Origin of the sequence: Sulfitobacter sp. S223 (genome assembly GCF_025143825.1) — a bacterium.
GTDB lineage: Bacteria > Pseudomonadota > Alphaproteobacteria > Rhodobacterales > Rhodobacteraceae > Sulfitobacter.
In genome coordinates this window covers 257,135-280,837 of the sequence record NZ_CP083560.1, presented here as the reverse complement: position 1 = coordinate 280,837, position 23,703 = coordinate 257,135, and the positions used below count along the sequence as shown (strand labels likewise).

Genomic DNA, 23,703 nt, shown 5'->3' with positions numbered 1-23,703 from the left:
CTAGATGAATATCATGAGCGATCCAAACGCAGCGCGCAAAGACTGGCTGGGTCTGTTGGCAAAATCTCCTGCGGATGACGTTACGCGGCTTTGGGCAGCGCTGCCGGTAAAGTCCGACCATACCGTCCTGCGCGCACCAGAGATTGGCGGCGTCATGGTGCGTGGCCGTGCGGGCGCGGTGGGTGCTGCCTTTAATCTGGGTGAAATGACTGTCACGCGCGCGTCGGTGAAATTGGCCGACGGAACTGTTGGCCATGGCTATGTACAAGGCCGTAGCAAAGAGCATGCGCTATGCGCCGCCCTTGCAGATGCCCTGCTGCAAACCGGCGCAGCGGAGGCTGTTGAAGCTGGCCTTCTGACACCTTTGCGCACAGCGATGGCTGCGCGCAAAGAAGCCCGCGCTGCCAAGGCAGCGACGACAAAAGTTGATTTCTTTACCATGGTGCGAGGAGAAGACTGATGCATACCCCTATCCTTGAGGGCGGTTTTGCCGATAAACCCGTCGATGCAGCCCATGCATTCCGCGCAGTGATGACCGCTATGGCGCGGCCCGGTGACATTCTTGACGTTACCGGCGCGCAGCCGCCCGCCCCACTTTCGATTGCCGCAGGAGCTCTCATCCTGACTTTGTGGGACCCTGAAACCCCTGTATTTCTGGCCAACAGCCATAACACGGCTGAAATACGCAACTGGATCACATTTCACACCGGCGCACCCCTTGTCGATCCGCGAGACGCTGCATTTGCAATCGGCACTTGGAACACCTTGCCGGTGGCCAGCTTTTCGCGTGGCACGTCAGAATACCCTGACCGCTCCGCCACGCTGATTATCGAGTTGAATCAATTGACGAACTCCGGCGCGGTGCTGCGCGGACCGGGGATCAAGGATCAAGCAGAACTGTCTTTGCCGGAGGCAGATGCCTTTCAGGAAAACGCACGCCTGTTCCCGCTGGGACTGGACTTTATATTCACCAGTGGCGCGCGCCTTGCCGCGTTGCCGCGTAGCACCAAGGTGTCCTGATGTATGTTGCAGTAAAAGGTGGCGAACGCGCCATTGATAACGCGCACGCATGGCTAGCCGAGGAACGACGCGGCGATACCGCCGTGCGGGAATTAAGCGTGGCGCAGATTCGCGAACAGATGACATTGGCAGTTAATCGCGTGATGGCCGAAGGGTCACTATACGATCCCGATCTTGCCGCGTTGGCGATCAAACAGGCACGCGGCGACCTGATCGAAGCGATCTTTCTGATCCGCGCCTATCGCACCACCCTGCCCCGTTTTGGTGGATCAACTCCGGTCGAGACTGAAAGCATGGCTTGTGACAGGCGCGTCTCTGCCACCTTCAAGGATGCCCCTGGGGGACAAGTTCTGGGGCCGACATTCGACTACAGCCACCGCCTGCTGGACTTCAAACTGGCTGCCGATGGTGAAGCAGCCGAAGTGCCTCACGCCGAACCGACGCAAGCCGCAACGCCACACATCATGTCATTTCTCGACCGGGAAAATCTGATCCAAAGCGAACCAGAGGGCGCACAAACACCGCCCGACCTGACACGAACGCCGCTGGAACTGCCCGCAAGTCGTGCCTTACGTCTTCAGTCGCTGACACGCGGAGATGAAGGGTTCATCCTTGGCATGGCCTACTCAACTCAACGGGGCTATGCCCGCAACCATGCTTTTGTGGCAGAGCTGCGGATCGGCACGGTTGCCGTTGAGATGGACATCCCCGAGCTTGGCTTTGCGATCGACATCGGGGAAATCACCGTCACCGAATGTGAGACAGTCAACCAGTTCAAAGGCTCCAGATCGGAGCCACCGCAATTTACACGCGGCTATGGATTGGTCTTTGGCATGACCGAACGCAAGGCAATTTCGATGGCTTTGGTAGACCGCGCCCTGCGCTGGAAAGAGCTGGGCGAAGACAACTTGGGCGCGCCTGCGCAGGATGAGGAATTCGTTCTCTACCATTCCGACAACATTCAGGCGACGGGATTTCTGGAGCATATCAAGCTGCCTCACTATGTCGATTTCCAGTCAGAACTGGAGCTGATCCGCAAGCTGCGCCGCGAGGCACAAGATGCAAACGCATCCGTCAAAGTCAAAGAAGGGGCGATGCAATGAGCGCGTATAACTTCGCATATCTGGACGAACAGACCAAACGGATGATCCGCCGTGCGATTCTCAAAGGGCTTGCGATTCCCGGTTATCAGGTGCCTTTCGCCAGCCGCGAAATGCCGATGCCTTACGGTTGGGGCACCGGTGGCGTGCAGGTGTCAGCCGCCGTGCTGACGCCGGATGATACGTTCAAAGTCATTGATCAAGGGGCGGATGACACCACAAATGCAGTCTCTATCAGGCGCTTTTTCCAGAAAACGGCTGGTGTGGCAGTCACCGAAGCAACAGCCGAGGCCAGCATCATCCAGACCCGTCACCGCATCCCGGAACAAGACCTGCGGCCAGACCAGATTTTAGTCTACCAGGTGCCTATCCCCGAGCCGCTACGTTTTCTAGAGCCGTCAGAGATTGAGACCCGCAAGATGCACAGTCTGGAGGAATACGGCCTGATGCACGTCAAACTATACGAAGACATCAGCCAGCACGGCGACATCGCCACGGCCTATGCCTATCCTGTTAAGGTTGAAGGGCGGTATGTGATGGACCCTTCCCCGATCCCGAAGTTCGACAACCCCAAGCTTGAGATGGCTGGCATCCAACTGTTCGGTGCAGGGCGCGAACAGCGCATCTATGCGATCCCGCCCTACACTCAGGTTGTCAGCCTTGATTTCGAGGACTACCCGTTCCAGCCAACCAAGGCCGATCATGCCTGCGATCTATGCGGCGCTGATGACAGCTATCTGGACGAGTTAATCGTGGATGACACGGGCGGGCGCATGTTTATGTGCTCTGACACGGATTATTGCAGCACGCGGCGCAAGCAGGGTCATACCGGCACGCAAGGCGTTCCATTTGCGGAGGATGCAGCATGACTCCGCTTTTGCAGGTTGAGAATATCGCGAAAAAATACGGGACGCGGATTGGCTGCACCGATGTGTCGTTTGACCTTTATCCCGGTGAAGTGATGGGGATCGTAGGGGAAAGCGGCTCGGGTAAATCCACGCTCCTCAATTGTCTGGCAGGGCATCTGACGCCGGATCGCGGCGCTGTGCGCTTTGATACCCGCGCGGGCGGGTTGCGGGATACCGTAACAATGAGTGAGCCTGAGCGGCGGATGCTAAGCCGCACGGATTGGGCGTTTGTCCATCAGCACGCCCGCGACGGTCTGCGCATGAATGTCAGCGCAGGCGGCAATGTCGGTGAACGGCTCATGGCGGTCAACGCGCGGCACTACGGTGATATTCGCGCCTCAGCGATTGACTGGCTGGGACGGGTGGAGATCACGGAGGATCGGATAGATGACCGCCCCACAGCGTTTTCGGGCGGAATGCAGCAACGACTACAAATCGCACGCAATCTTGTGACTGGGCCGCGGCTGGTGTTCATGGATGAGCCAACTGGCGGCCTTGATGTTTCTGTTCAGGCGCGGTTGCTGGACCTCTTGCGCGGCCTTGTCCGGGAGATGAACCTGAGCGCCATCATCGTGACCCATGATCTGGCCGTTGTGCGCCTGCTTGCTGACCGATTGATGGTGATGAAAGGTGGGCATGTGATCGAAACCGGCCTGACGGATCAGGTGCTGGACGATCCGCAGCACGCCTATACCCAGCTTCTTGTTTCTTCTGTTTTGCAGGTTTGATCCCATGATAACGATAGAAAACGTATCCAAGTCATTCACCCTGCACAATCAGGGTGCCGCTGAAATTTCGGTGATGCAGAATGCTTCCCTGAATGTCGCAGCAGGAGAGTGTGTCGCGCTGGTGGGCGCGTCAGGAGCGGGCAAATCGACCCTGATGCGGATGATCTACGGGAACTACCTGACGGCGTCAGGTAACATCCTGATCGGAGACATAGACGTCGCTACAGCCGCGCCCCGAAAGATCATTCAGTTGCGTCGTCACACATTGGGCTATGTCAGCCAGTTCTTGCGGGTGGTGCCGCGCGTTTCTACACTTGATGTGGTCGCAGAGCCACTGCTGGCCACTGGGGCAAATCGTACAGAGGCAACCGCCAAGGCCCAAGCCCTGCTTGCACGGCTCAACATACCGGAGCGGCTGTGGTCCCTCAGCCCAACCACATTTTCGGGTGGAGAACAGCAGCGGGTCAACATCGCGCGCGGTTTTGCCTACCCCTATCCTGCGTTGCTGTTGGATGAACCAACAGCCAGCCTTGACCCGGCAAACCGCGCGACCGTGCTTGCCATGATCGGCGAAGCAAAAGCGCGGGGCGCTGCAATCATCGGGATATTCCACGACCACGCCGCACGGGACGAAATCTGCGACCGGCAGTTGGACGTCACAGGCTTCACACCGGGTCTGGCATCATGAATGGCCGTTTCATTGCGGTCGTCGGCCCGTCAGGGGTTGGCAAGGACAGCGTCATGGAGGCCTTAGCCGCCGCCGACCCGCGCATCGTTCTCGCGCGCCGTGTGATCACGCGGGCCAGTGCGCTGGGCGGAGAATACTTTGAAGAGGTCACGCAATCAGAGTTTCGCGCGCGCTCTGCTTCGGGTGAATTTGCGGTCAGTTGGTCGGCGCACGGACTGCACTACGCGATACCAGCCTCGGTCGAGGCACACCTGCATGACGGAAAGGATGTTCTAGCGAACCTTTCTCGCGCGGCCCTGACCAATGCTAAAGATCGCTTTGCCAGTTTTGAGGTGATCAATCTTACGGCAAGCTCTGACATCCTTGCCGCGCGCCTCGCGTCCCGCGGTAGGGAGACTGTAGCGCAAATAGGAAGCAGGCTGGCTCGCGCGTCAACGGCACTGCCTGACGGCATCTCAGCCCGTGTGATCGACAATAGCGGTGCGATTGATCAAACAGTACAGGTTATATTGGCTCACCTTTATCCGGTGAGGGTGTAGCGATGGATCTGATGAAACATCCCGCTTTCATCCTGCCCCATCAGCGTGATCGCATCGATGTCAAATGGCACGGGTACAACGGGGTCAAGCCGCGGCTTCAAGGCGGAAATAACCTTGTTCGCCTGATCCGCAGACACACGGCCGGTAAGCGTGAGATGAAAATGAAAGTCATCAAAGACGAAGGGGTAGCCCCAGTCGAGCAGTTGCTGGTCTTGTCGTGCGCTCAGCCGCGATTTCCGGCGGCGCGCGATGTCGGCATCGCTGAGCGGAGCGCGATACAGATCAAATTCCTTTACCGCCTCGGCAGCCAAATCTTGCAGCTTGGATGTTTGCCCGACAGGACGCAAAGCGACAAAACCGTTTTCGTGCCGCAGCTCCAGCTCCCCGATGACAAATGCCTTGTGGCACATCGCAAACGCGGCAGCAGCGCTTTCCAATTGGGATTGATCAATGTCTTGATCCAGACGGAATGGTGCTTTCAACGTGCCATGCAATCCGTATTTGCGCGGTGTTCGCGTCAACGTGGCCACATCGATATCTTTGATATCAAGGTGCGGCATCACGCAGCCCAGCGCACCATCCCACCCCAGCCAAGCGGCACCGAAGTCCGCCAATTCACCGGTTGGGGTATAAAAAATTGCGTAGCGTTCAAACATCTATTTTCCTTCGCAGAGCGTCCACTCTGCCAAACTTGCGTGACACTGATATGACAGAACAGACGATATTCGCCAACGCGAGCCTGATACTGAACGATGAAGTCGTACGCGGGTTATTGGCAATCAAAGACGGCATAATTACCCGAGTTGATCACGGAAGCCACGTGCCCAAGGGTGCTGTCGATCTGGGCGGTGATTTCCTTGCCCCGGGTCTGGTGGAGCTACATACAGACAATCTGGAGCGTCATCTGTCTCCGCGTCCGAAGGTAGACTGGCCCTACCGCGCCGCAATTTTGGCCCATGACCGCGAGCTTGCAGGCACAGGTATCACAACCGTTTTTGATGCGATCCGCGTCGGTTCTATCGTATCGGGAACCAGCAAACGGTACGGAAAATATGCACGACGCATGGCGGATGAAATCCTTGGCATGCGCGCGGCTGGCCTGCTGCGGATCAGCCACCACATTCACTTGCGCGCCGAAATCTGTTCGGAGACGTTGGTGGACGAATTTGCAGAGTTCACGCCAAAGGACCGGATCGGCATCGTCTCTATGATGGACCACACACCGGGCCAGCGGCAATTCTCGGACCTGTCGAAGTTCGAAACCTATGTGCGCGGCAAATACACGTTTGGCGATCAAGAGTACCTTGATTACGTCGATTTCCTGTATGGCCTTCAGGCGAAATTCGGAACCAGACATGAGGCCGCAACGGTTGAAGCCGCCAAGCATCTGGGCGCTGCTTTAGCGAGCCATGATGACACCACGCCTGAACAAGTCATAGCCAGCCAGGCATATGGCGTCACAATAGCGGAGTTCCCAACCACGGTCGCCGCCGCCGATGCCTGCCATGCGCATGGCATCGCTACAATCATGGGGGCCCCAAATCTTATTCGCGGCGGATCACATTCAGGCAATGTGGCCGCTGCCGAATTGGCCGATCTTGATCGGCTGGATATCCTGTCGTCCGATTATGTACCGGCCGGATTGCTGATGGCGGCTGTTCAACTGGGTGATCTTTGGGATGATCTGCCACGCGGCATTGCGACTGTGACCTCACAGCCTGCAAAGGTGGTCGGGCTGACCGATCGCGGTTCCTTGCAGGAAGGGCAGCGCGCTGACTTGATCCGGTTTGCGACACTTGATGGAACACCTGTTCTTAAAGAAACATGGTGCGGCGGCACACGGGTATCCTAAGGTTGCGCGAATTTGATCGTGCAATCAGATGATGACAAGACCGACTTGGACAAGTTGGATTGTGACCGCCCAATCGAAGTATGATCGGTAGAATTCGCTTGGTGAAACAGGGACCGCATTTCCTGAGCGGCATCATGAAACATATCAGCGCATTCATCGCCATCATCAACCCCGACCATGAGCCACATCAACGTATCGCAGCACCACGTCCGGTGCGGCATAACGCGCCCGACACGCCAATAACCCCACTCACGTGGCCCACCAAAGCTGTCGGTCAATCTACTGGAGTTGATGTCAGCGAGCGGTGGTACGCTATTGGCCGTGAAGCCGTCGTTAAAGACCTAAAAATGGAAAGCCTAGGCTTCCTGTCTCAGTCAATGAGATCGGAAAACATGCCAGAAGTATAAGCAAAAAAGGTCCGACGCTGAAATGCGCCGGACCTTTCAAACATCCAGTAGCCGTTAATTAATTGACGGCAGCTGTGTCCACGACATCCTTACCGATCGCGCGCGGGTTAGACGCAATCTGGATCTGGCGCGGCTTCAACGCATCAGGAACCTGAAGCTCCAGTTCGATGTGAAGCATACCGTCAGTATGGGTAGCTCCGGTCACCACGACATGGTCAGCCAGATGGAATCGACGCTCAAAAGCGCGCGTTGCAATACCACGGTGCAGGTACGTCTTGCCGTCTTCATCGTCTGCTTTGCGGGCAGAAACGATCAGCGACTTCTCACGCACCTCAACGCTTAGATCAGCTTCGGAGAAGCCTGCCACCGCAATGGAAATACGGTAGGCGTCATCCTCAAGCTTTTCGATGTTGTAAGGTGGATAGCTAGGCTGGGTTGTCTCGGCAGTTAGCACGCGGTCCATCAGGTTGGCGATCTGGTCAAATCCGACCGTGGAGCGGTAAAGTGGTGCAAAATCAAAATTACGCATATGTTCATCCTCATAAGTGAGCGATTGTCGTACCGAGCCTTCCATCATTGGACAGGCCCGCATTTGTAGGCGCCAGAACCCTGTATAGGCATCCTGACCCGACAAATGTGGGCATTGGTTTTCGAGGTTTCAAGGGGCGGCTTGCCCCTTAGGGGCGCACGAATTTTGCGCCGGTATTCGCCCTGTCGTCACCCACGCGAACGCGCCGTTCACCTGGTTTTGCGCCAAGGTAAACAGCACGGCCTGCAACCAGTTCTGCGCGCAATTCAGCCAATGGTTGACCTAACGCAGTCCCGAGCGAAACTTGATCCCCGTGCACTTCGGCCTTTGCAGAAACGACGGAGACAATATGTGCCTCACCATCCTCGACGATAAAAATTGGCGCGCCGCTTGAACCGAAATCAACGGAACATGAGGTCACAAGAACCCCGTCCTGTCGGGCCAGAACCGCGCAGACTTCTTGCAAAGAGGGTGCTTCGGAGCGGTCCAGCGCGTAGCTGACAACGCCAACACTATCCCCTGTCCGCGGGCGGGCGGCCGTTTTGAACGGTCTGATCGAAGCATTGCGGATAGGTTGCTCAAGCTCCAGCAGAGCCAGATCGTTGCGCACACGTTCGGACGACAGGGTTTCAGTGTAGACATAGTCAGGATGGACGACCACGCGCGACACATCACGGTAGGCATCCGCACGTCCATTGCGCCAACCTGCCAAAAATTCGATGTGCCCACTATCGATACGCTCACCCGTATCGCTTTTGTACATGCAATGGGCCGCCGTCAGCACCAGCCTTGGCGCGATCAACGTACCCGTGCAAAATCCCTTGCCATCAATATCCAAACGGCCAACGGCTTCCCAAGCTTTGGCATCATCACCGTTATCAAGGCGTTTAAGACGTGAATCCTGGGCCGCTGCACCAGAGGCGAGCAACAGTCCAAAAACAATCATAGCCAGCCAGCGATGCAAAACCAAATCCCCCGATAAGTGCCTCAGCCTCTTTCATCTACCGATTACTTAAGGCGAAAGTTGGGCAATTATATCAGCGCAAACGGGGGATGCTGTCTCTTTCCGTAACGTCACGATCAAGCGCCGGCGGCTTTGGGCCACCCCATGCCCAATCAAGCAGTTCGACGGAGTGAACGATGGGGGTTTTCGACGCTGAGCCGATCTGCATCATGCAGCCGATATTCCCCGCTGCAATGATATCAGGGTTTTTCGCCTCTAATGTTTTGACTTTACGCTCTTTTAACTGGGCAGAGATCTCTGGCTGCATCAGGTTATAGGTACCCGCGGAGCCACAACATAGATGCGGGTCCGAAGGCTCTACAACGGTGAAACCGGCCTTTTTCAGCAGAGTTTTTGGATGCGTTTTGATCTGTTGGCCGTGCTGCAACGAACATGCTGCATGATAGGCTACAACCATTCCTTCAACCGAGCGGCCCGTGCGGGGTGCAGCATCGGTCCCAGCAATCCACTCGCGCGCCGGTTGCCAGGCGCGACCCTCGGCATCTGTGCCCGTCAGCTCGACCAGAACTTCGGAGACATCGCGCGCAATTGCGGCAACCCGTTCTGCGTCTGCCGCTAGCGGATCGTTGCGGAACATGTGGCCATAGTCTTTGACCGTGGTGCCGCAGCCCGACGTGTTAATCACAATTGCATCCAACCCGCCTGCATCCATCTCGCGTGTCCACGCACGGATGTTCTTGGCAGCGGTTTCGTGGCTTTCGCTGGTTTTGCCCATATGGTGGGTCAATGCCCCGCAGCAGCCCGCACCTTCGGCGACGACCACTTCTGCGCCCAAGCGGGTCAGCAGCCGGATGGTGGCATCATTAATATCCGTATTCAGGGCCTTTTGCGCACATCCTGTCATCAGCGCAACGCGCATACGTTTCGGTGCAGCAGGCGCGAATGTTTGGGGGTCGTCATTCCGGCTGACTGGCGGGATATGCTTAGGTGCCATTTCCAGCATAGCCCGCAAGCGGGCGTCCGGCATGAAACGCGCAAAAGGCCGCCCTATTTTGGCGCCCAAAAGCGCCACACGGAACCGCATTGGATAAGGCAGGATGCGCGCCAGTACCCAGCGCAGGGCGCGGTCACTAAAGGGGCGCTTGTAGCGCTGCTCAATATAGTCACGTGCGTGATCCACCAAATGCATATAATGCACACCAGAAGGGCAGGTTGTCATACAGGCCAGACAGCTGAGGCAGCGGTCAATATGTTTGACGGTCTTTGCGTCGGGCACACGCTCGTTCTCAAGCATGTCCTTGATCAGGTAAATGCGCCCTCTCGGACTATCAAGCTCATCCCCAAGCACCTGATACGTCGGACAGGTTGCCGTGCAAAAACCGCAATGGACGCAAGCGCGCAATATCTCGTTCGCACGTCTGGTACCGGGGTCCTTAAGCTGGTCATCGGTGAATGTCGTCTGCATGTTATCCCCTTAACTGGCAAGCAGGCTGGCGCTGGCCAGCCCAAACCACGGAACTGTTGTACCAACAGAACCCATTACACCTGTCCAGCGCCGCATGCGGATACCTGGCTCCATCCGCCGCAGGGCTTGGGCGCCGTAGGCCAGCACACCGATCCAGCCACCCCAGATAAACGCGATACCCGCGCCCGTTACCAACAAGTTTTGCCCCCAAAGATCGGCAAAGCCATAGCGCAGGGTCAGGCCGGTCGCAGCGCAGACCGCTGTAAAGAAAGCCAACCGTCTAAAGGCAGCAGCAGAGGTCCGCCCCGGCGTTAGCGCACGAAATGCCAACGGCCCTCCGACGAAAACGATCAAAAACAGAATAAGCAGACTCATCCCATCAACCCCTTGTTCAGGATACCGCGCGGATCGAACCGCGCGCGCAAACCCGCGTTAATCCGGCCAACTCCAGGGGTTTCAGGTTCGAACATCGCCTGCCCCTCGCCACGGATCAGCGTTGCATGACCTTCATATCTGCCCAATGCCGCGCGCAAGGCATGGCCGGTTGGCGCACGCATCCAGATCAGGCCGCCAGCCCAGTCATACCGCACCGCTGTAGCACCGGATCTGGCGGCGAGCGCCGGCGCATCAGATGGCTTACATGAAACCCGCCAGATGTCTTCAGTCGCGTTGGAAAATCCGGCAACATCGCGCCATGCGGCCCAACGCGCCTTGCTTTCCTGCTCAATAGTGCTTTCACCACCCAGCAATTTTTGAAGCGCGCCGATGCGGTAACGCACAGAATCCTCAAAGCCCTCCACGCGCAGCAATGTCTGCTGCTCAGCGGGGTCGTGCCCGGCGGCAGACACCTCGAACGGGCTGCCCAGCGCTTTGGCCAAAGCAGAGATCGCAGATGTTTCGTCAAGCCCGTGCAGGACCAGTGTTGCCTCTGTCTCGGGGCAGGGAAGCACCTTGAACGACACCTCGGTCAGAACACCCAATGTGCCGTGCGCCCCAGCCATGAGTTTCACCAGATCGTAGCCAGTGACATTTTTCATCACACGGCCACCGTTTTTAACGATGCTGCCCATGCCGTCCACATACCGCACGCCAAGCAGAAAATCCCGCGCAGCCCCGACAGAGATGCGGCGCGGGCCACTAATGTTCGCAGCCATGACGCCGCCTATTGTAGGCTCTCCCGTCTTGCCCAACAGCGTCCGGTGGTCCATCGGCTCGAACGCAAGTCGCTGGTTCTCGGCGGCAAGTTTTTCCTCGATCTTGGATACGGGCGTCCCTGCCTGTGCAACCACAGTCATCGCACCTGGTTCATACAAGGTAATCCCTGACAGGTTCGATGTGCTCAGGGGCGCACCGGTAGCATCTATCCCTCGGGTGCCGCCGCCACGTACAGCTAAAGGGCCATCTGCATCGCGAATGATCTCGGCCAGCTCAGCCTCGGTAGAAGGAGTGTACATATGTTGCGCCTCAAATATCTCGAAGGGCTTAGAAGGCGGACCTTCCAAGTTTGTTTACTATTCCGCAGCCACAGCCATCTGTCGGCGCGTATCAGACGCATCAAGCGGGAATACTTTCGCTGGATTCAGCAGCCATTGCGGATCAAACACATCCTTCACTGCCATCTGCGCTTCAAGATCAGCAGGCGCATATTGCACATGCATCAAATCACGCTTTTCAATCCCGACGCCATGCTCCCCTGTCAGGCAGCCACCCACTTCGACACAAAGTTTGAGGATATCGGCACCGAATGCTTCGCAGAGCTCAAGATCACCGGGCTTATTGGCATCAAACAGGATCAGGGGGTGCATATTGCCGTCACCTGCGTGGAACACATTTCCCACCTTCAGCCCATACTCTTTCGACATTTCGCCAATACGGCGCAGCACGTGCGGCAGGCTTGAAACAGGGATCGTGCCATCCAGACACATATAATCATTGATCTGCCCCATAGCGCCAAAGGCGCTTTTGCGACCAAGCCAGATCGCGGCACTCTCTTCAGGAGACTTGCTTTGACGCAGTTCAACGGGATTGTGACGGCGCGCTATATCCATGATGAGGTCCAGTTGGTGGTCTATCTCGGCGTCTGATCCTTCCACCTCCACGATCAACAGCGCCTCACACATGGGATAGCCGGCTTTTGCAAAAGCTTCAGTTGCCTCAATGCAGGGGCGGTCCATGAATTCGATCGCGACAGGCAGCACACCCGCTTTGATGATGTCAGAGACACATTCACCGGCTACTTCGTTGTCGTCAAATCCCATCAGAACGGGGCGCGCGCCTTCGGGTTTATGAAGGATGCGCAACGTCGCCTCAGTCACAACGCCCAACTGCCCTTCGGAGCCGCAGATCACGCCCAGTAGATCCAGCCCGCCTGCATCCAGATAGGCGCCGCCGATATCGACAATCTCGCCATCCATCAGGACCATCTTTACACCCATCAGGTTGTTGGTGGTTACGCCGTACTTGAGGCAATGCGCACCGCCGGAGTTCATGGCGATGTTACCGGCAATCGCGCAGGCAAGCTGGCTTGAAGGGTCTGGTGCGTAAAAGAAACCTTCTTCTTCCACCGCGCCAGTCACGCTGAGGTTGGTGCGGCCTGTTTGCACGCGGATGAAACGATTTTCATAGTCGGTTTCAATCACATCATTCATGCGCGCCACGCCCAGGATCACGCAATCCGCAGTCGGAAGCGCACCACCGGCCAAAGATGTACCCGATCCGCGCGGGACCACTGGCACACCTTCTTCATGGCAGATGCGCAGCACGGCCGAGACCTGTTCGGTATTGGACGGAAGAACAGCAACCATAGGAGCGCAGCGGTATGCCGTTAATGCATCACATTCATAGGCGCGCGTTTCTCGTTCATCGTGGATAACAGCGTCAGCGGGCAGAACCGCGCTTAACCGCTCAACGACCCGCGCTTTGCGCGACAACACAGCAGGGTTCGGAACAGGCATTTCCATAGCTGACACTCCGTTGGTACAAGAATTTATCTATTGGTACGCAAATTTGGTAAAATAATATTACCAATTTATGATTAACACAAGCATCTTCCCTTCCATGCTGCGCGCCCGCCAGATTGTGCCTGATTCCCGCCCAAGAGAAATCGCGGGGACACGGCGGCTAACAATCTGTCATAGCCATGAGAAATGTAGATCCCGTAAAAGAGCTTACGCCGGAAATGCATAGCGCCTTCTCAGGCACTATATCGCAATCGCAATCCGTGCTGGCATTGCCGAACGCCGCCGCCTAAAAGCGATTATGTTCACATCTTTCATGCCTTCAGTTCTGTCTGCCTTGGATGCTGCCGCCGTTCTTGTTCTGCTTGTCTTGTGGATAGGCATTGGCTGGTGGGTAGAGCATTCCAGTGTAAAGCGGCCCTCCACGTCAAGCATCATGGCCGACTACCGCCGACAGTGGATGACCCAGATGACGCGGCGCGACGTCCGCATTTTTGACGCTCAAACCATAGGGTCCTTGCGCCAAAGCACGGCCTTCTTCGCGTCGACCTGCGTCATTGCCATTGGCGGAGCGCTGGCGCTGATCGGCAACGCCGAACAAGTAGCAGGTGTTGCCGAGGACCTCACCGAAGAGAACATTCCAGCGATCGTCTGGGAATTGAAACTTCTCGTGATCGTCGGCTTTCTGACCAACGCCTTCCTGAAGTTCGTCTGGTCCAACCGCCTTTTTGGCTATTGTTCGGTCATGATGGGGGCCACCCCGAATGGATCTAGTGACCCGACATCGGTATCTTTTGCGCGCAAAGCGGCAGAATTGAACATCGCCGCAGCGCGGGGATTCAATCGCGGACTACGGGCCGTTTACTTTGGTTTGGCGACTGTCGCGTGGTTGGCTGGACCGGAATTTCTGATCGCAGCGGCGATTGTTACATTTCTTGTCATTTGGCGGCGGGAATTCGCTTCACAGTCTCGTCAGGTGCTCTTGGAAACAGACGGTTGAACGCCTATCTTTAGCTTCAACTCTGGGTAAAGATTATGATCAAGCATTCACTTTCAACTCTCATCATTCTGGCATCTCCTGCTTTTGCAGATCCCGCTACAGTTGAGAATGTCAACGTCACCAAAAACGGCAGCGGTTATACCTTCAACGTAACTGTCTTGCATACAGACACAGGCTGGGACGACTACGTCGACGTTTGGCGTATCAAAGGCATGAACGGTGAGGTTCTGGGTGAGCGCCAACTGGCGCATCCCCACGTGGACGAGCAGCCTTTTACACGATCTTTGTCAGGTGTGAAAATTCCGGCGGGCGTCGAGTCTGTTGTGATCGAAGCGCATAACACCGTGAACGGGTGGTCCTCGAATGCAAAGACAGTAAAGCTACCGTAAGGGTTCCGTTCTATACCCTGTGGTAAGGGCCGCCTGAGAGGATCGAAGCCGCGCGATACAATTGTTCAGCGAGCATCACGCGCACCATCATATGCGGCCATACCATTGATCCGAATGACAGAAGATAATGCGCCTCATTACGCAGGGTCGGATCAATACCGTCGGCACCGCCTATGACAAAGGCAAGATCGCCGCGCCCTGCATCCCGCCATCCTGCGATGCGATTGGCAAATTTCGGTGACGTTTCCACCGTGCCACGTTCATCCAAAGCACAGATCACCGCACCCTGCGGTAACGCCTTGCGCAGCAGTGCGGCCTCGGCTGCCATACCGCCGCCTTTGCGGTCATCTACCTCCAGCACAGACACCGGCCCTAGGGATAGCCCCCGGCCGGTTCTGTCAAAACGTTTGAGATAGTCGTCAAGCAGCGTTTTCTCTGGCCCGGCACGTAGCCGACCCACGGCACAAATATGTACCTTCATCGTCCGCTTTAGGAGGCAGCTTCGCCTTGCGGCAGCCACATCTTCTCAAGCTGGTAGAATTCACGGACTTCGGGGCGGAAAACATGGACGATAACATCGCCCGTATCGATCAGCACCCAATCGCCTGATTCTTTACCTTCGGTACGAACTGCATGGCCGTACTCGTCCTTGATCCGCTGTGCCAATTTCTCGGAAATAGCGGACACCTGACGTGTGGACCGGCCCGAGCAGATGATCATGTGATCAGCAATCTCGGTTTTACCGCGCAGGTCAATCTGCACGATATCTTCGGCTTTATCGTCATTCAGCGAGGAAAGAACGGTTTCCAACAGCAGGTCACTGGTGGCTTGCTTCTGGCCAGCCATCACGACTGCACCGTTAGTCGCAGGCGAACCTGCGTAAGTTTGCGTAGACAGGACATTGTCCTCCTTTTGTCGCGCCGCCGGGCCCCCGGCGCTGGGGTTGCTGCTAAATTAACAACCCCAACGCGACAATTCAATGACAGCCAGCAATTGAGCGATTACCAGCCTTCTTCTGTGATGATTTTATCCGCATCAGCGCCAAGGTCTTTCAGCGCGTCCCGAACAGAGTCCACAAAACCCTCTGGCCCGCAAATGTAGAATGTCTGGTCAAAGCGGGTCAAATTCTTCTTCAGAAACGCCTTGTCGACCCTTTCCTCCTGCACATCCGTGGCTTTGTCGTCGGTGACAGTAAAGACGGTCTTCAACCCTTCCATCTTTTCCCACTTCTCACGCAGGATGATGTCTGCCTCGGACTGGTTGGTGAAAATCAGGGTGCAGTCCATCTTTCCAGCGGCATCATGTTTGTCCAGAATCGGGATGAAGGGGGTGATACCCGCACCAGCGGCGATAAAGACCCCCGGCCCGTGGTCAGTGATTGCGCCGAAGGGCGAGACTATTTCAACTTTTTCGCCCGGTTCAATCTTTGCCAACTGCTCTGTCATGCCGTTGTGGTCGGGATAGCTTTTGATGACAAACTCCAGCGTGTTGTCATCGGGCTGGGACACAAAGGTAAATGGACGCGACTCATCGCGCCAACCATCCTTTAGCAACGTCATTTCGGTTGCCTGTCCCGGTTCGAACTCAAGACCCTCAGGTCTGTTAAAAACGTAGTGGCGGGTATCCGGCGTGACGTTTTCCTTGCTCTGCAATGTCAGCTCATAGCTCATGTTGTATCTCCTTTAGAGACACAACACCCGCACGCCGCCATGCGTTCCGTCAGCTATCTTCCAGCATCCGCACTTCGCGCTGCGGGAACGGGATAGATATCTTGTTTTTCTGAAAGCTATCCCAGAGTGCCAGATAGACATTCCCGCGAATATTGGTCAGCCCGCCAGTAGGATCCTTAATCCAGAACCGCAGGATATAATCGACCGAGCTGTCTCCGAAGCCGACAATATGGCACACAGGCGCTTTATCTATCAACACGCGGTCAACAGATGCCGCCGCCTCAATGGCCAACTTGCGAACAAGGTGCGGGTCATCGCCATACGCCGTTCCAAAAAAGATATCGAGACGTACAAAGTCATTTGAGTGGGACCAGTTCACCACCTGCCCTGTGATGAGGTCTTCGTTAGGAATCAGGTATTCCTTACCATCCCGCGTCACCACAGACGCATATCGTGCGCCAAGCGTCTGTATCCAGCCAAATGTCTCACCGAGCGATATAACGTCACCCGGCTTGATCGATTTATCCAGCAAGATGATCACACCGGAGACAAGGTTCGACACCACCTTCTGCAAACCAAAACCAAGACCAACACCGATCGCACCCGACAGCACCGCAAGACCGGTAAGGTCAATCCCCACCGCCTTGACGCCCATGTAAAAGGCGATGCCGTACATCAGTAGTTGCACACCTTTGACAGCAAGAACCTGCATAGACGGGCTGATGTCTTCGTTGCGGCGGATGGTTCCTGCGGTCGCCTGCGATCCGATACGCGCCAGCGTCAAAAGAAGGCCGATCACAACTATGGCCACGATCAGAGACAGAACGGACAGCCGGAATTCCCCTATTTCCAGCGCAAGACCTTCAAGAAACGCCGCAGCTTCTTCGGATACATCAAGCAGGTAAAGTGTTGCATAGACCCACAAGGACCACGTCACGATGCGTCTCATCGGACGGTTGCGCACCAGTTGGGCTGCAAATGCGATGAATATCCATGCAAAGACAAGTTCGGCAGCGACGCCGATCAGATAGGACCGCGACGGCCAGGTGATGCTTTGCATAATGCCGTAAGTTACGGCGAGCATAAGCAGCAACCAGATTAGTCCCAATCTGCGTCTGATCTGAACAATCACACGCAGCTGCCATTTTTCCCAACCCTCGCGCGAACGGACCCAGTTTTGCAGCGCGGTGCCGCTTCTGCGGTGCAAAGCCCAGGCGACAAGCGCCAGCACTACAACGATCAGAACCTGATTCTGCCGCCAACCCGGCTCGACCACTCCGGAGAAAAATCCCATCACATTGGCCCATATGACCTGCATAGAGATCAGAAAATCAGCGAAGGGATCGACAGGATCTTGCATAATAACTCCTTGCGCAGAAAGCGTCGCATGAAGCAGCAGCCCCCGCAACCCTTGCAGCATTTGGCAATGCGATGTATCTGCTTGGGAATGAAACACCTGCTCAACAAGACCGACCGCGCACGCCTGCGCGAACGTTTTTTCGGCGCCACGCATACTGCGCTGGCCCGACTATAAGCTTGCACTGCGCCCTTATTGCGCAGCCTGATACAGCATTCAAAAACCACCATATCATTCAAGGGAGAGGACCCTATGTCCCCCAAAACGCTCTATGACAAAATCTGGGACGCTCACGTGGCCCATGAGGCCGAAGATGGCACCTGCTTGCTTTATATCGACCGCCATTTGGTCCACGAAGTGACCAGCCCGCAGGCCTTTGAAGGGCTGCGCATGACAGGTCGTACAGTGCGCGCACCGGATAAAACGATTGCCGTGCCCGACCACAACGTGCCAACGACACTGGATCGCGCCAACGCCGCGACCATGACCGAGGACAGCCGTATTCAGGTTGATGCGCTTGACAAAAATGCCAAGGACTTCGGCATCCACTATTATCCCGTGTCAGACGTCCGTCAGGGCATCGTGCACATCGTCGGCCCGGAACAGGGTTGGACCCTGCCGGGTATGACCGTTGTCTGCGGCGACAGCCACACAGCCACCCACGGTGCCTTCGGTGCTCTGGCCCACGGCATCGGCACATCAGAAGTCGAGCATGTGCTCGCCACCCAGACACTGATCCAGAAAAAATCCAAGAACATGAAGGTCGAAATCACGGGCAAACTGCGCCCGGGTGTGACAGCAAAGGACATTACCCTGTCCGTAATCGGTGAGACCGGCACGGCTGGCGGCACCGGATATGTGATTGAATATTGCGGCGAAGCGATCCGCGATCTGTCCATGGAAGGCCGAATGACCGTCTGCAACATGGCCATTGAGGGCGGCGCGCGCGCCGGTCTTATCGCACCTGACGAGAAAACCTACGAATACTGCATGGGCCGCCCCCACGCGCCAAAAGGCGCACAGTGGGAAGCAGCACTTGCATGGTGGAAGACGCTTTATTCCGATGACGATGCGCATTGGGACAAAGTTATCACCCTGAAAGGTGAAGACATCGCGCCGGTGGTCACATGGGGCACATCGCCCGAGGATGTCCTGCCAATCACAGCCAACGTACCAGCCGCTTCCGACTTCGCGGGCGGTAAGGTTGGCGCGGCGCAGCGGTCGCTTGATTATATGGGCCTGACCTCTGGCACGCCTCTGACTGACGTTGAAATCGACACAGTCTTTATCGGGTCTTGCACCAACGGACGGATCGAAGATCTTCGCGCTGCCGCTGCGATCCTGAAAGGGAAAAAGATCAAAGAGGGCATGCGGGCAATGGTTGTTCCCGGTTCTGGTCTTGTCCGCGCGCAAGCCGAGGAAGAGGGTCTGGCGGACATCTTCAAAGAGGCGGGTTTTGAATGGCGCCTTGCAGGGTGTTCCATGTGTCTGGCGATGAATCCTGACCAGCTGAGCCCGGGCGAGCGTTGTGCAGCAACATCCAACCGTAACTTCGAAGGCCGTCAGGGCCGCGGCGGACGCACACACCTCATGTCACCGGCGATGGCTGCGGCTGCGGCTGTGACCGGCAAGCTCACCGATGTACGTGAGATGATGTAAAGACGTTCACCGCATCCCTTCGGGACCTCTGGGCTGGCGTAATATCAGCACCGAGAGACTGAAGGGAGCGGCGAGCGGCTGATGGAGGCTACAATGAAACGACGCAATTTTCTGACGATGATGGGGGCTGCAACACTGGCCCCTGCGTTGCCAGCCTTTGGTGCGCCCGTTTCTGTGGCTGCTGGCGGCTACAACCGCTATCAATACGGTCTTGCCGTATTCCACGCACGCACGCGTGCAAACATCAGCGCAGCAGGCATTGCGTATCGGCTGAAAGTTTCCATGCCGCAAGCCGAAGCGATGATCGGAGAGATGATCGAGAGCAACTACGTGAAGCCAGTTCTCGGCGGCTCGAAGGTCAAAGCCATCAGCAACATCACCAAACCCGATTTTCTGGGATTCGAGCGGGCGGCACGCCAGACCAAAGCTGCCGCAAAAACCGTCACTCCCCGTATTCAGTCTCCTTCCGAAAGGACCACTCCAATGAATAAATTCACGACCCTGAGCGGCATTGCCGCCCCCATGCCGCTGATCAACATCGACACCGATATGATCATCCCCAAGCAGTTTCTTAAAACCATCAAGCGCTCTGGCCTTGGCGTGAACCTGTTTGACGAAATGCGTTATGATGACGACCGCAACGAGATTCCCGACTTTGTCCTGAACAAACCGCAATACCGTGATGCGCAGATTCTTGTTGCAGGCGACAACTTCGGCTGTGGATCTTCACGTGAACATGCGCCTTGGGCGATCGCCGATTTCGGCATCACCTGCGTCATCGCACCTAGCTATGCTGACATCTTCTATAACAACTGTTTCAAGAACGGCATCCTGCCTATCGTGCTGCCACAAGAGCAGGTGGATGTGCTGATGAAAGACGCAGAAAAAGGCGCGAATGCCCGGATCGAGATTGATCTTGAGAACCAGTCCATCACTTCTTCTGACGGCGATGTTTTCACTTTCGACGTTGATCCATTCAAAAAACATTGCTTGATGAATGGCTTAGACGATATCGGCCTGACTATGGAAAAAGCGGCGTCTATCGATTCCTTTGAGGCTTCTGCCACGCAAAGCCGTCCTTGGGTTTAACCTCGAATTAAGTTGTACCTAAACTTTCAATGATTTTCTTGTGGGCGTGCGAGCCCCGCCCACAAGATGTTGCGACCGCCTTATTCACGCCACTGAAATGATGCAAGATCGCACCACCCCCTCCCTCAAAACGCCCAATCTTCCTGCTCAACTAACGCAATAGTCTTGAGAACTAAGGCGAAAGAAGGCACAAATATGACAATAATGAGGCAGGCCTTCCAAACCCGAGGGCATCAAGTTGGGACAAGTACGCGGCATTGTATCGTGTCTGGCCAGTTTGAAGGGATAGAACGTTGATAGTACGTATGACCAGCGCTGTGGCGCGTGGACTTTTGGTTGCGACCTTAATCTTGACGCCGGCGCTTGTTCTGCCGGGTCTTGGAAGTGACTCGACTCAGATCGTTTTGCTAGTCGCTTTGCTGGCCGCGGTTCTGACGTTCACAGAATATAACTCAGTTTTCCCCAGTATCGTCGAATTCCGCGACGCCGCTCCGTTCAACCGACTTCGATTTATTTCGCTTTTTGCGACCGTTTTCATGCTTAGCGCGATTTTGAGAGGGCTCTCTGATCCAACTTTGATGACAAATGCGATGACATCGTTGGGAATGATCGTAGGTAATGCGATTGATTTCCCTTATTCGCCTGTACGCCTTGTTGTGCTGATGCTTCCGGTTGATTCATCCCCGGAGACAGTCAGTTTTGTGCGCACTGCCGCAGGGCTGTCTTATATGGTGTCGCTGATCGCAATGACCGCTTTCCTTGTGCTTGTCCGCATCCTTAACTGGCCTAGCCGATCTGGCGCTTTCAATGTCTGGGTGAACCTTCCCCTGTTTGACCCGACTGCCGGCGGTGACGTGCTGGAGCGTTTGCAGCGCGATGCACGGATCAACATTGCGCTTGGCTTCCTGCTGCCATTCCTTGTCCCCGCAGTGGTCAAACTGGCCGCTGATCTGCTAGACCCGATTACATTGCAGAATCCGCAAACCCTTATCTGGACAATTTCGGCATGGGCCTTCCTTCCGGCAAGCATCATCATGCGTGGTATCGCCATGGGCAAGATCGCCGACATGATCGAAGAAAAGCGCAAACGGACATATGCCGAAGCCGCATCAGAAAGCGGGCTACAAGCAGCCTTATCCTAAAGTTATTGGCGGCAGCGATTGTTCTTTTCAACGCTGCTGTCTGCGCGCAAGCCCAGAGCGTGCGCATCGCCACCTACAATGCAGAACTAACCCGGAAAGGTCCCGGCCTGTTACTGCGGGATATAATGCGCGGCGAAGACGACCAGATTGCCGCATTTAGACAGCTCCTAATTGATGTGTCTCCCGATATTGTCGCGCTTCAGGGCATCGACTTTGACCTGCGGCGGACAACGCTCGAAGCACTTGCAGACGATCTCGCATCAAGCGGACTAAACTATCCTTACCGCTTTGCAAATCCGCCGAATGCAGGGCTGGCAAGCGGGCTTGATCTTAACGGCAACGGCAGACTGGGCGACGCGGACGATGCCCACGGATTTGGCCGTTTTAACGGCATGGGCGGCATGGCCGTTTTGTCGCGCTTTCCAATCACGCTGGATGCTATCAAGGATTACTCGGCCCTGCTTTGGCGCAATCTGCCAAAAAATATCTATCCCATGAATGGGAACATCCCCTTTGGCGGCAAAGACGTTTTGGCATCGCACCGCCTATCCTCTCGTGGCCATTGGATTGTGCCAGTGCAGATTCCGGACGTTGGCACACTTAACCTGATGACCTTTCATGCAACGCCGCCAATTTATGACGGCGAAGAAGACCGCAATGGCAGACGCAATCATGATGAGGTCGCCTTTTGGCTCAACTACCTAAAAAACGCTACGGCTACGTCGCCCTTTGTGCTGACAGGCACGGCCAACGTAGATCCTGATCGCGGTAGCGGGCGCAAAGATGCGATAAATGCACTATTGGCTCACCCCTCTCTGCAAGACCCGTTCGATGACACGCCCACCGCCGATTTTGCTGAACCCCTGCCCGGCGATCTGCGTGTAGATTACTTGCTGCCATCCAAAGGCTGGCGCGTGCTGGACCACGGAATGGTTCACCGACCTGACGCCAGCCGCCATAGTCTTCTTTGGGCCGATATCGCTCCGCGCAATCCTTGACGCGCAAAGCGCCGCGCGCTACGCCAATTTGAACCAATTTCAGGAGCATTTCCCATGGCAAACCCTTCCCTTTTGATCCTCGCCGGTGACGGCATCGGCCCTGAGGTCATGGGCCAAGTGACCCGCATCATTGACTGGTTCGGCGCCAAGCGGGATATGGCCTTTGACGTAGAGCACGATTTGGTCGGCGGCGCCGCCTATGACAAGCACGGCACACCGTTGCACGACGACACGATGGCCCGCGCGCTGGAAGTGGACGCTGTTCTGCTCGGTGCCGTCGGCGGCCCAAAATACGACAATCTGGATTTCAGCGTAAAGCCAGAGCGCGGCCTGCTGCGGCTGCGCAAAGAAATGGATCTCTACTCGAACCTGCGCCCAGCGCAGTGCTTTGACGCGCTAGCCGATTTTTCATCGCTCAAGAAGGACATCGTTGCCGGCCTTGATATCATGATCGTGCGCGAACTGACCTCCGGCGTATACTTTGGTGAGCCGCGCGGCATCTTCGAAGAAGGCAACGAGCGTGTGGGCATCAACACCCAGCGTTACACCGAAAGCGAGATTGACCGCGTTGCGCGCTCCGCATTCGAGCTGGCCCGTCGTCGCGGCAACAAAGTCTGCTCGATGGAGAAGGCCAACGTTATGGAGAGCGGCATTCTGTGGCGCGAAGTTGTACAAAAAGTACATGACGAAGATTACCCTGATGTCGAGCTGTCACACATGTACGCGGACAACGGCGCGATGCAGCTGGTGCGCGCACCCAAGCAGTTTGACGTTATCCTCACCGACAACCTTTTCGGCGATATCTTGTCCGATTGCGCGGCGATGCTGACAGGTTCACTTGGAATGCTGCCATCTGCCTCGCTTGGTGCACCAAACGCGGACGGTCGCCCCAAAGCACTGTATGAACCAGTACACGGCTCTGCCCCTGACATCACCGGCCAAGGCAAGGCGAACCCAATCGCCTGTATCCTGAGCTTTGCCATGGCCCTGCGCTATTCCTTTGACCAAGGCGAAGAGGCGACCCGCCTTGAGAAAGCCGTGGAAAAAGTACTGGCTGATGGCGCACGTACCGCTGATCTGATGGGCGAAGAAGGCGGCACGCCAATTTCGACTTCAGAAATGGGTGATGCAATTCTGGCTGCACTGGATGCGAGCCTCTGAAACCGGATGGGGGCGCCTCTTAATCAGGCGCCCCGTCTTCCTACGGTGAAAACCGGCACGCCATACGGCGCTGAAGACTTT

Annotated in this window: 27 protein-coding genes; 16 read left to right on the top strand and 11 right to left on the bottom strand. The window is 56.2% G+C overall.

The window, feature by feature from the left end; translation table 11 throughout:
- Nucleotides 1-4: 4 nt before the first annotated feature.
- From phnG to phnN, 7 genes are read left to right on the top strand one after another with little or no spacing between them, the layout of a single operon-like run.
- Nucleotides 5-460: a phosphonate C-P lyase system protein PhnG gene (gene phnG / locus K3757_RS01365; protein ID WP_259998586.1), complete on the top strand. Its 456-nt coding sequence runs from the start codon at nt 5-7 to the stop codon at nt 458-460.
- Complete coding sequence (gene phnH, locus K3757_RS01360) at nt 460-1,020, top strand: phosphonate C-P lyase system protein PhnH (protein ID WP_259998584.1); 561 nt, start codon at nt 460-462, stop codon at nt 1,018-1,020. The genes phnG and phnH overlap by 1 nt, the downstream gene beginning before the upstream one ends.
- Entirely contained in the window at nt 1,020-2,123 is a 1,104-nt protein-coding gene (locus tag K3757_RS01355) for a carbon-phosphorus lyase complex subunit PhnI (protein ID WP_259998582.1), read from the top strand. The genes phnH and K3757_RS01355 overlap by 1 nt, the downstream gene beginning before the upstream one ends.
- On the top strand, nt 2,120-2,989 hold the full coding sequence (locus K3757_RS01350) for an alpha-D-ribose 1-methylphosphonate 5-phosphate C-P-lyase PhnJ (RefSeq protein WP_259998580.1): 870 nt from the start codon (nt 2,120-2,122) through the stop codon (nt 2,987-2,989). Before K3757_RS01355 ends, K3757_RS01350 begins: the two co-directional genes overlap by 4 nt.
- On the top strand, nt 2,986-3,756 hold the full coding sequence (gene phnK / locus K3757_RS01345; RefSeq protein ID WP_259998578.1) for a phosphonate C-P lyase system protein PhnK: 771 nt from the start codon (nt 2,986-2,988) through the stop codon (nt 3,754-3,756). The genes K3757_RS01350 and phnK overlap by 4 nt, the downstream gene beginning before the upstream one ends.
- A 4-nt stretch (nt 3,757-3,760) precedes the next feature.
- Nucleotides 3,761-4,444, top strand: coding sequence for a phosphonate C-P lyase system protein PhnL (gene phnL / locus K3757_RS01340; protein WP_259998576.1), 684 nt, complete (start codon nt 3,761-3,763; stop codon nt 4,442-4,444).
- A complete protein-coding gene (gene phnN, locus K3757_RS01335) occupies nt 4,441-4,983 on the top strand; it encodes a phosphonate metabolism protein/1,5-bisphosphokinase (PRPP-forming) PhnN (RefSeq protein WP_259998574.1) in 543 nt (180 codons plus the stop codon). The genes phnL and phnN overlap by 4 nt, the downstream gene beginning before the upstream one ends.
- Here the strand turns inward: phnN and K3757_RS01330 are convergent.
- Nucleotides 4,965-5,639, bottom strand: a complete 675-nt coding sequence (locus K3757_RS01330) for a DUF1045 domain-containing protein (protein ID WP_259998572.1) — start codon at nt 5,637-5,639, stop codon at nt 4,965-4,967. The two genes, phnN and K3757_RS01330, sit on opposite strands and share 19 nt — an antisense overlap.
- A gap of 50 nt (nt 5,640-5,689) precedes the next feature.
- Between K3757_RS01330 and K3757_RS01325 the strand changes: the two genes are divergently transcribed.
- Complete coding sequence (locus K3757_RS01325) at nt 5,690-6,835, top strand: alpha-D-ribose 1-methylphosphonate 5-triphosphate diphosphatase (RefSeq protein ID WP_259998570.1); 1,146 nt, start codon at nt 5,690-5,692, stop codon at nt 6,833-6,835.
- Between the two features lie 134 nt (nt 6,836-6,969).
- Nucleotides 6,970-7,242 carry a hypothetical protein gene (locus K3757_RS01320; RefSeq protein ID WP_259998568.1) on the top strand — a complete coding sequence of 91 codons (273 nt, stop codon included), beginning with the start codon at nt 6,970-6,972 and terminating at the stop codon, nt 7,240-7,242.
- 58 nt (nt 7,243-7,300) lie between these two features.
- Here K3757_RS01320 and K3757_RS01315 read toward each other — a convergent pair whose 3' ends face one another.
- From K3757_RS01315 to K3757_RS01290, 6 genes are all read right to left on the bottom strand, one after another.
- Entirely contained in the window at nt 7,301-7,771 is a 471-nt protein-coding gene (locus tag K3757_RS01315; protein WP_259998566.1) for an Hsp20 family protein, read from the bottom strand.
- Nucleotides 7,772-7,919: 148 nt separating this feature from the next.
- Nucleotides 7,920-8,717 (bottom strand): serine protease, encoded by a 798-nt coding sequence (locus tag K3757_RS01310; protein ID WP_259998564.1) that lies wholly within the window; start codon nt 8,715-8,717, stop codon nt 7,920-7,922.
- Nucleotides 8,718-8,808: 91 nt separating this feature from the next.
- Complete coding sequence (glcF, locus tag K3757_RS01305; protein WP_259998562.1) at nt 8,809-10,200, bottom strand: glycolate oxidase subunit GlcF; 1,392 nt, start codon at nt 10,198-10,200, stop codon at nt 8,809-8,811.
- 9 nt (nt 10,201-10,209) lie between these two features.
- The gene (locus K3757_RS01300; protein WP_259998560.1) at nt 10,210-10,575 is read right to left on the bottom strand and encodes a hypothetical protein; all 366 of its coding nucleotides are present in this window, start codon (nt 10,573-10,575) and stop codon (nt 10,210-10,212) included.
- Nucleotides 10,572-11,654, bottom strand: coding sequence for an FAD-binding protein (locus K3757_RS01295; RefSeq protein WP_259998558.1), 1,083 nt, complete (start codon nt 11,652-11,654; stop codon nt 10,572-10,574). Before K3757_RS01295 ends, K3757_RS01300 begins: the two co-directional genes overlap by 4 nt.
- Nucleotides 11,655-11,711: 57 nt before the next feature.
- Nucleotides 11,712-13,160 (bottom strand): FAD-linked oxidase C-terminal domain-containing protein, encoded by a 1,449-nt coding sequence (locus tag K3757_RS01290; protein ID WP_259998556.1) that lies wholly within the window; start codon nt 13,158-13,160, stop codon nt 11,712-11,714.
- A 298-nt stretch (nt 13,161-13,458) separates the two neighbouring features.
- Between K3757_RS01290 and K3757_RS01285 the strand changes: the two genes are divergently transcribed.
- On the top strand, nt 13,459-14,157 hold the full coding sequence (locus tag K3757_RS01285) for a DUF599 domain-containing protein (protein WP_259998554.1): 699 nt from the start codon (nt 13,459-13,461) through the stop codon (nt 14,155-14,157).
- 35 nt (nt 14,158-14,192) lie between these two features.
- On the top strand, nt 14,193-14,546 hold the full coding sequence (locus K3757_RS01280) for a hypothetical protein (protein WP_259998552.1): 354 nt from the start codon (nt 14,193-14,195) through the stop codon (nt 14,544-14,546).
- 10 nt (nt 14,547-14,556) lie between these two features.
- Here K3757_RS01280 and rlmH read toward each other — a convergent pair whose 3' ends face one another.
- From rlmH to K3757_RS01260, 4 genes are all read right to left on the bottom strand, one after another.
- A complete protein-coding gene (rlmH, locus tag K3757_RS01275; protein ID WP_259998550.1) occupies nt 14,557-15,027 on the bottom strand; it encodes a 23S rRNA (pseudouridine(1915)-N(3))-methyltransferase RlmH in 471 nt (156 codons plus the stop codon).
- An 8-nt stretch (nt 15,028-15,035) separates the two neighbouring features.
- Nucleotides 15,036-15,392 (bottom strand): ribosome silencing factor, encoded by a 357-nt coding sequence (rsfS, locus tag K3757_RS01270; protein ID WP_259998548.1) that lies wholly within the window; start codon nt 15,390-15,392, stop codon nt 15,036-15,038.
- Nucleotides 15,393-15,547: 155 nt separating this feature from the next.
- A complete protein-coding gene (locus K3757_RS01265) occupies nt 15,548-16,216 on the bottom strand; it encodes an FAD-binding oxidoreductase (RefSeq protein ID WP_259998546.1) in 669 nt (222 codons plus the stop codon).
- 49 nt (nt 16,217-16,265) lie between these two features.
- Nucleotides 16,266-17,576 carry a mechanosensitive ion channel family protein gene (locus tag K3757_RS01260; protein WP_409202565.1) on the bottom strand — a complete coding sequence of 437 codons (1,311 nt, stop codon included), beginning with the start codon at nt 17,574-17,576 and terminating at the stop codon, nt 16,266-16,268.
- A gap of 249 nt (nt 17,577-17,825) precedes the next feature.
- Here K3757_RS01260 and leuC point away from each other — a divergent pair, with 249 nt between their 5' ends.
- The 5 genes from leuC (at nt 17,826) to leuB (ending at nt 23,622) form a co-directional block, all read left to right on the top strand.
- Nucleotides 17,826-19,232: a 3-isopropylmalate dehydratase large subunit gene (gene leuC / locus K3757_RS01255; protein ID WP_259998544.1), complete on the top strand. Its 1,407-nt coding sequence runs from the start codon at nt 17,826-17,828 to the stop codon at nt 19,230-19,232.
- A gap of 483 nt (nt 19,233-19,715) precedes the next feature.
- A complete protein-coding gene (gene leuD, locus K3757_RS01250) occupies nt 19,716-20,321 on the top strand; it encodes a 3-isopropylmalate dehydratase small subunit (protein WP_260001159.1) in 606 nt (201 codons plus the stop codon).
- A gap of 293 nt (nt 20,322-20,614) precedes the next feature.
- Nucleotides 20,615-21,463 (top strand): hypothetical protein, encoded by an 849-nt coding sequence (locus K3757_RS01245; RefSeq protein WP_259998542.1) that lies wholly within the window; start codon nt 20,615-20,617, stop codon nt 21,461-21,463.
- Nucleotides 21,464-21,588: 125 nt separating this feature from the next.
- Nucleotides 21,589-22,461, top strand: coding sequence for an endonuclease/exonuclease/phosphatase family protein (locus K3757_RS01240; protein WP_259998540.1), 873 nt, complete (start codon nt 21,589-21,591; stop codon nt 22,459-22,461).
- Between the two features lie 54 nt (nt 22,462-22,515).
- Nucleotides 22,516-23,622 carry a 3-isopropylmalate dehydrogenase gene (gene leuB / locus K3757_RS01235; protein ID WP_259998538.1) on the top strand — a complete coding sequence of 369 codons (1,107 nt, stop codon included), beginning with the start codon at nt 22,516-22,518 and terminating at the stop codon, nt 23,620-23,622.
- Nucleotides 23,623-23,703 lie beyond the last annotated feature (81 nt).

Coding starts and splice junctions, on each gene's coding strand:
- rlmH (WP_259998550.1), bottom strand. CDS start 15,027: ATGAAGGTACATATTTGTGCCGTGGGTCGGCTACGTGCCGGGCCAGAG.
- K3757_RS01315 (WP_259998566.1), bottom strand. CDS start 7,771: ATGCGTAATTTTGATTTTGCACCACTTTACCGCTCCACGGTCGGATTT.
- K3757_RS01355 (WP_259998582.1), top strand. CDS start 1,020: ATGTATGTTGCAGTAAAAGGTGGCGAACGCGCCATTGATAACGCGCAC.
- K3757_RS01310 (WP_259998564.1), bottom strand. CDS start 8,717: ATGATTGTTTTTGGACTGTTGCTCGCCTCTGGTGCAGCGGCCCAGGAT.
- K3757_RS01290 (WP_259998556.1), bottom strand. CDS start 13,160: ATGGAAATGCCTGTTCCGAACCCTGCTGTGTTGTCGCGCAAAGCGCGG.
- phnG (WP_259998586.1), top strand. CDS start 5: ATGAATATCATGAGCGATCCAAACGCAGCGCGCAAAGACTGGCTGGGT.
- K3757_RS01300 (WP_259998560.1), bottom strand. CDS start 10,575: ATGAGTCTGCTTATTCTGTTTTTGATCGTTTTCGTCGGAGGGCCGTTG.
- glcF (WP_259998562.1), bottom strand. CDS start 10,200: ATGCAGACGACATTCACCGATGACCAGCTTAAGGACCCCGGTACCAGA.
- K3757_RS01240 (WP_259998540.1), top strand. CDS start 21,589: ATGCGCGGCGAAGACGACCAGATTGCCGCATTTAGACAGCTCCTAATT.
- leuC (WP_259998544.1), top strand. CDS start 17,826: ATGTCCCCCAAAACGCTCTATGACAAAATCTGGGACGCTCACGTGGCC.
- K3757_RS01330 (WP_259998572.1), bottom strand. CDS start 5,639: ATGTTTGAACGCTACGCAATTTTTTATACCCCAACCGGTGAATTGGCG.
- leuD (WP_260001159.1), top strand. CDS start 19,716: ATGAATAAATTCACGACCCTGAGCGGCATTGCCGCCCCCATGCCGCTG.
- phnK (WP_259998578.1), top strand. CDS start 2,986: ATGACTCCGCTTTTGCAGGTTGAGAATATCGCGAAAAAATACGGGACG.
- K3757_RS01350 (WP_259998580.1), top strand. CDS start 2,120: ATGAGCGCGTATAACTTCGCATATCTGGACGAACAGACCAAACGGATG.
- phnH (WP_259998584.1), top strand. CDS start 460: ATGCATACCCCTATCCTTGAGGGCGGTTTTGCCGATAAACCCGTCGAT.
- K3757_RS01265 (WP_259998546.1), bottom strand. CDS start 16,216: ATGAGCTATGAGCTGACATTGCAGAGCAAGGAAAACGTCACGCCGGAT.
- leuB (WP_259998538.1), top strand. CDS start 22,516: ATGGCAAACCCTTCCCTTTTGATCCTCGCCGGTGACGGCATCGGCCCT.
- phnL (WP_259998576.1), top strand. CDS start 3,761: ATGATAACGATAGAAAACGTATCCAAGTCATTCACCCTGCACAATCAG.
- K3757_RS01320 (WP_259998568.1), top strand. CDS start 6,970: ATGAAACATATCAGCGCATTCATCGCCATCATCAACCCCGACCATGAG.
- rsfS (WP_259998548.1), bottom strand. CDS start 15,392: ATGGCTGGCCAGAAGCAAGCCACCAGTGACCTGCTGTTGGAAACCGTT.
- K3757_RS01295 (WP_259998558.1), bottom strand. CDS start 11,654: ATGTACACTCCTTCTACCGAGGCTGAGCTGGCCGAGATCATTCGCGAT.
- K3757_RS01285 (WP_259998554.1), top strand. CDS start 13,459: ATGTTCACATCTTTCATGCCTTCAGTTCTGTCTGCCTTGGATGCTGCC.
- K3757_RS01325 (WP_259998570.1), top strand. CDS start 5,690: ATGACAGAACAGACGATATTCGCCAACGCGAGCCTGATACTGAACGAT.
- K3757_RS01280 (WP_259998552.1), top strand. CDS start 14,193: ATGATCAAGCATTCACTTTCAACTCTCATCATTCTGGCATCTCCTGCT.
- K3757_RS01260 (WP_409202565.1), bottom strand. CDS start 17,576: ATGCAAGATCCTGTCGATCCCTTCGCTGATTTTCTGATCTCTATGCAG.
- phnN (WP_259998574.1), top strand. CDS start 4,441: ATGAATGGCCGTTTCATTGCGGTCGTCGGCCCGTCAGGGGTTGGCAAG.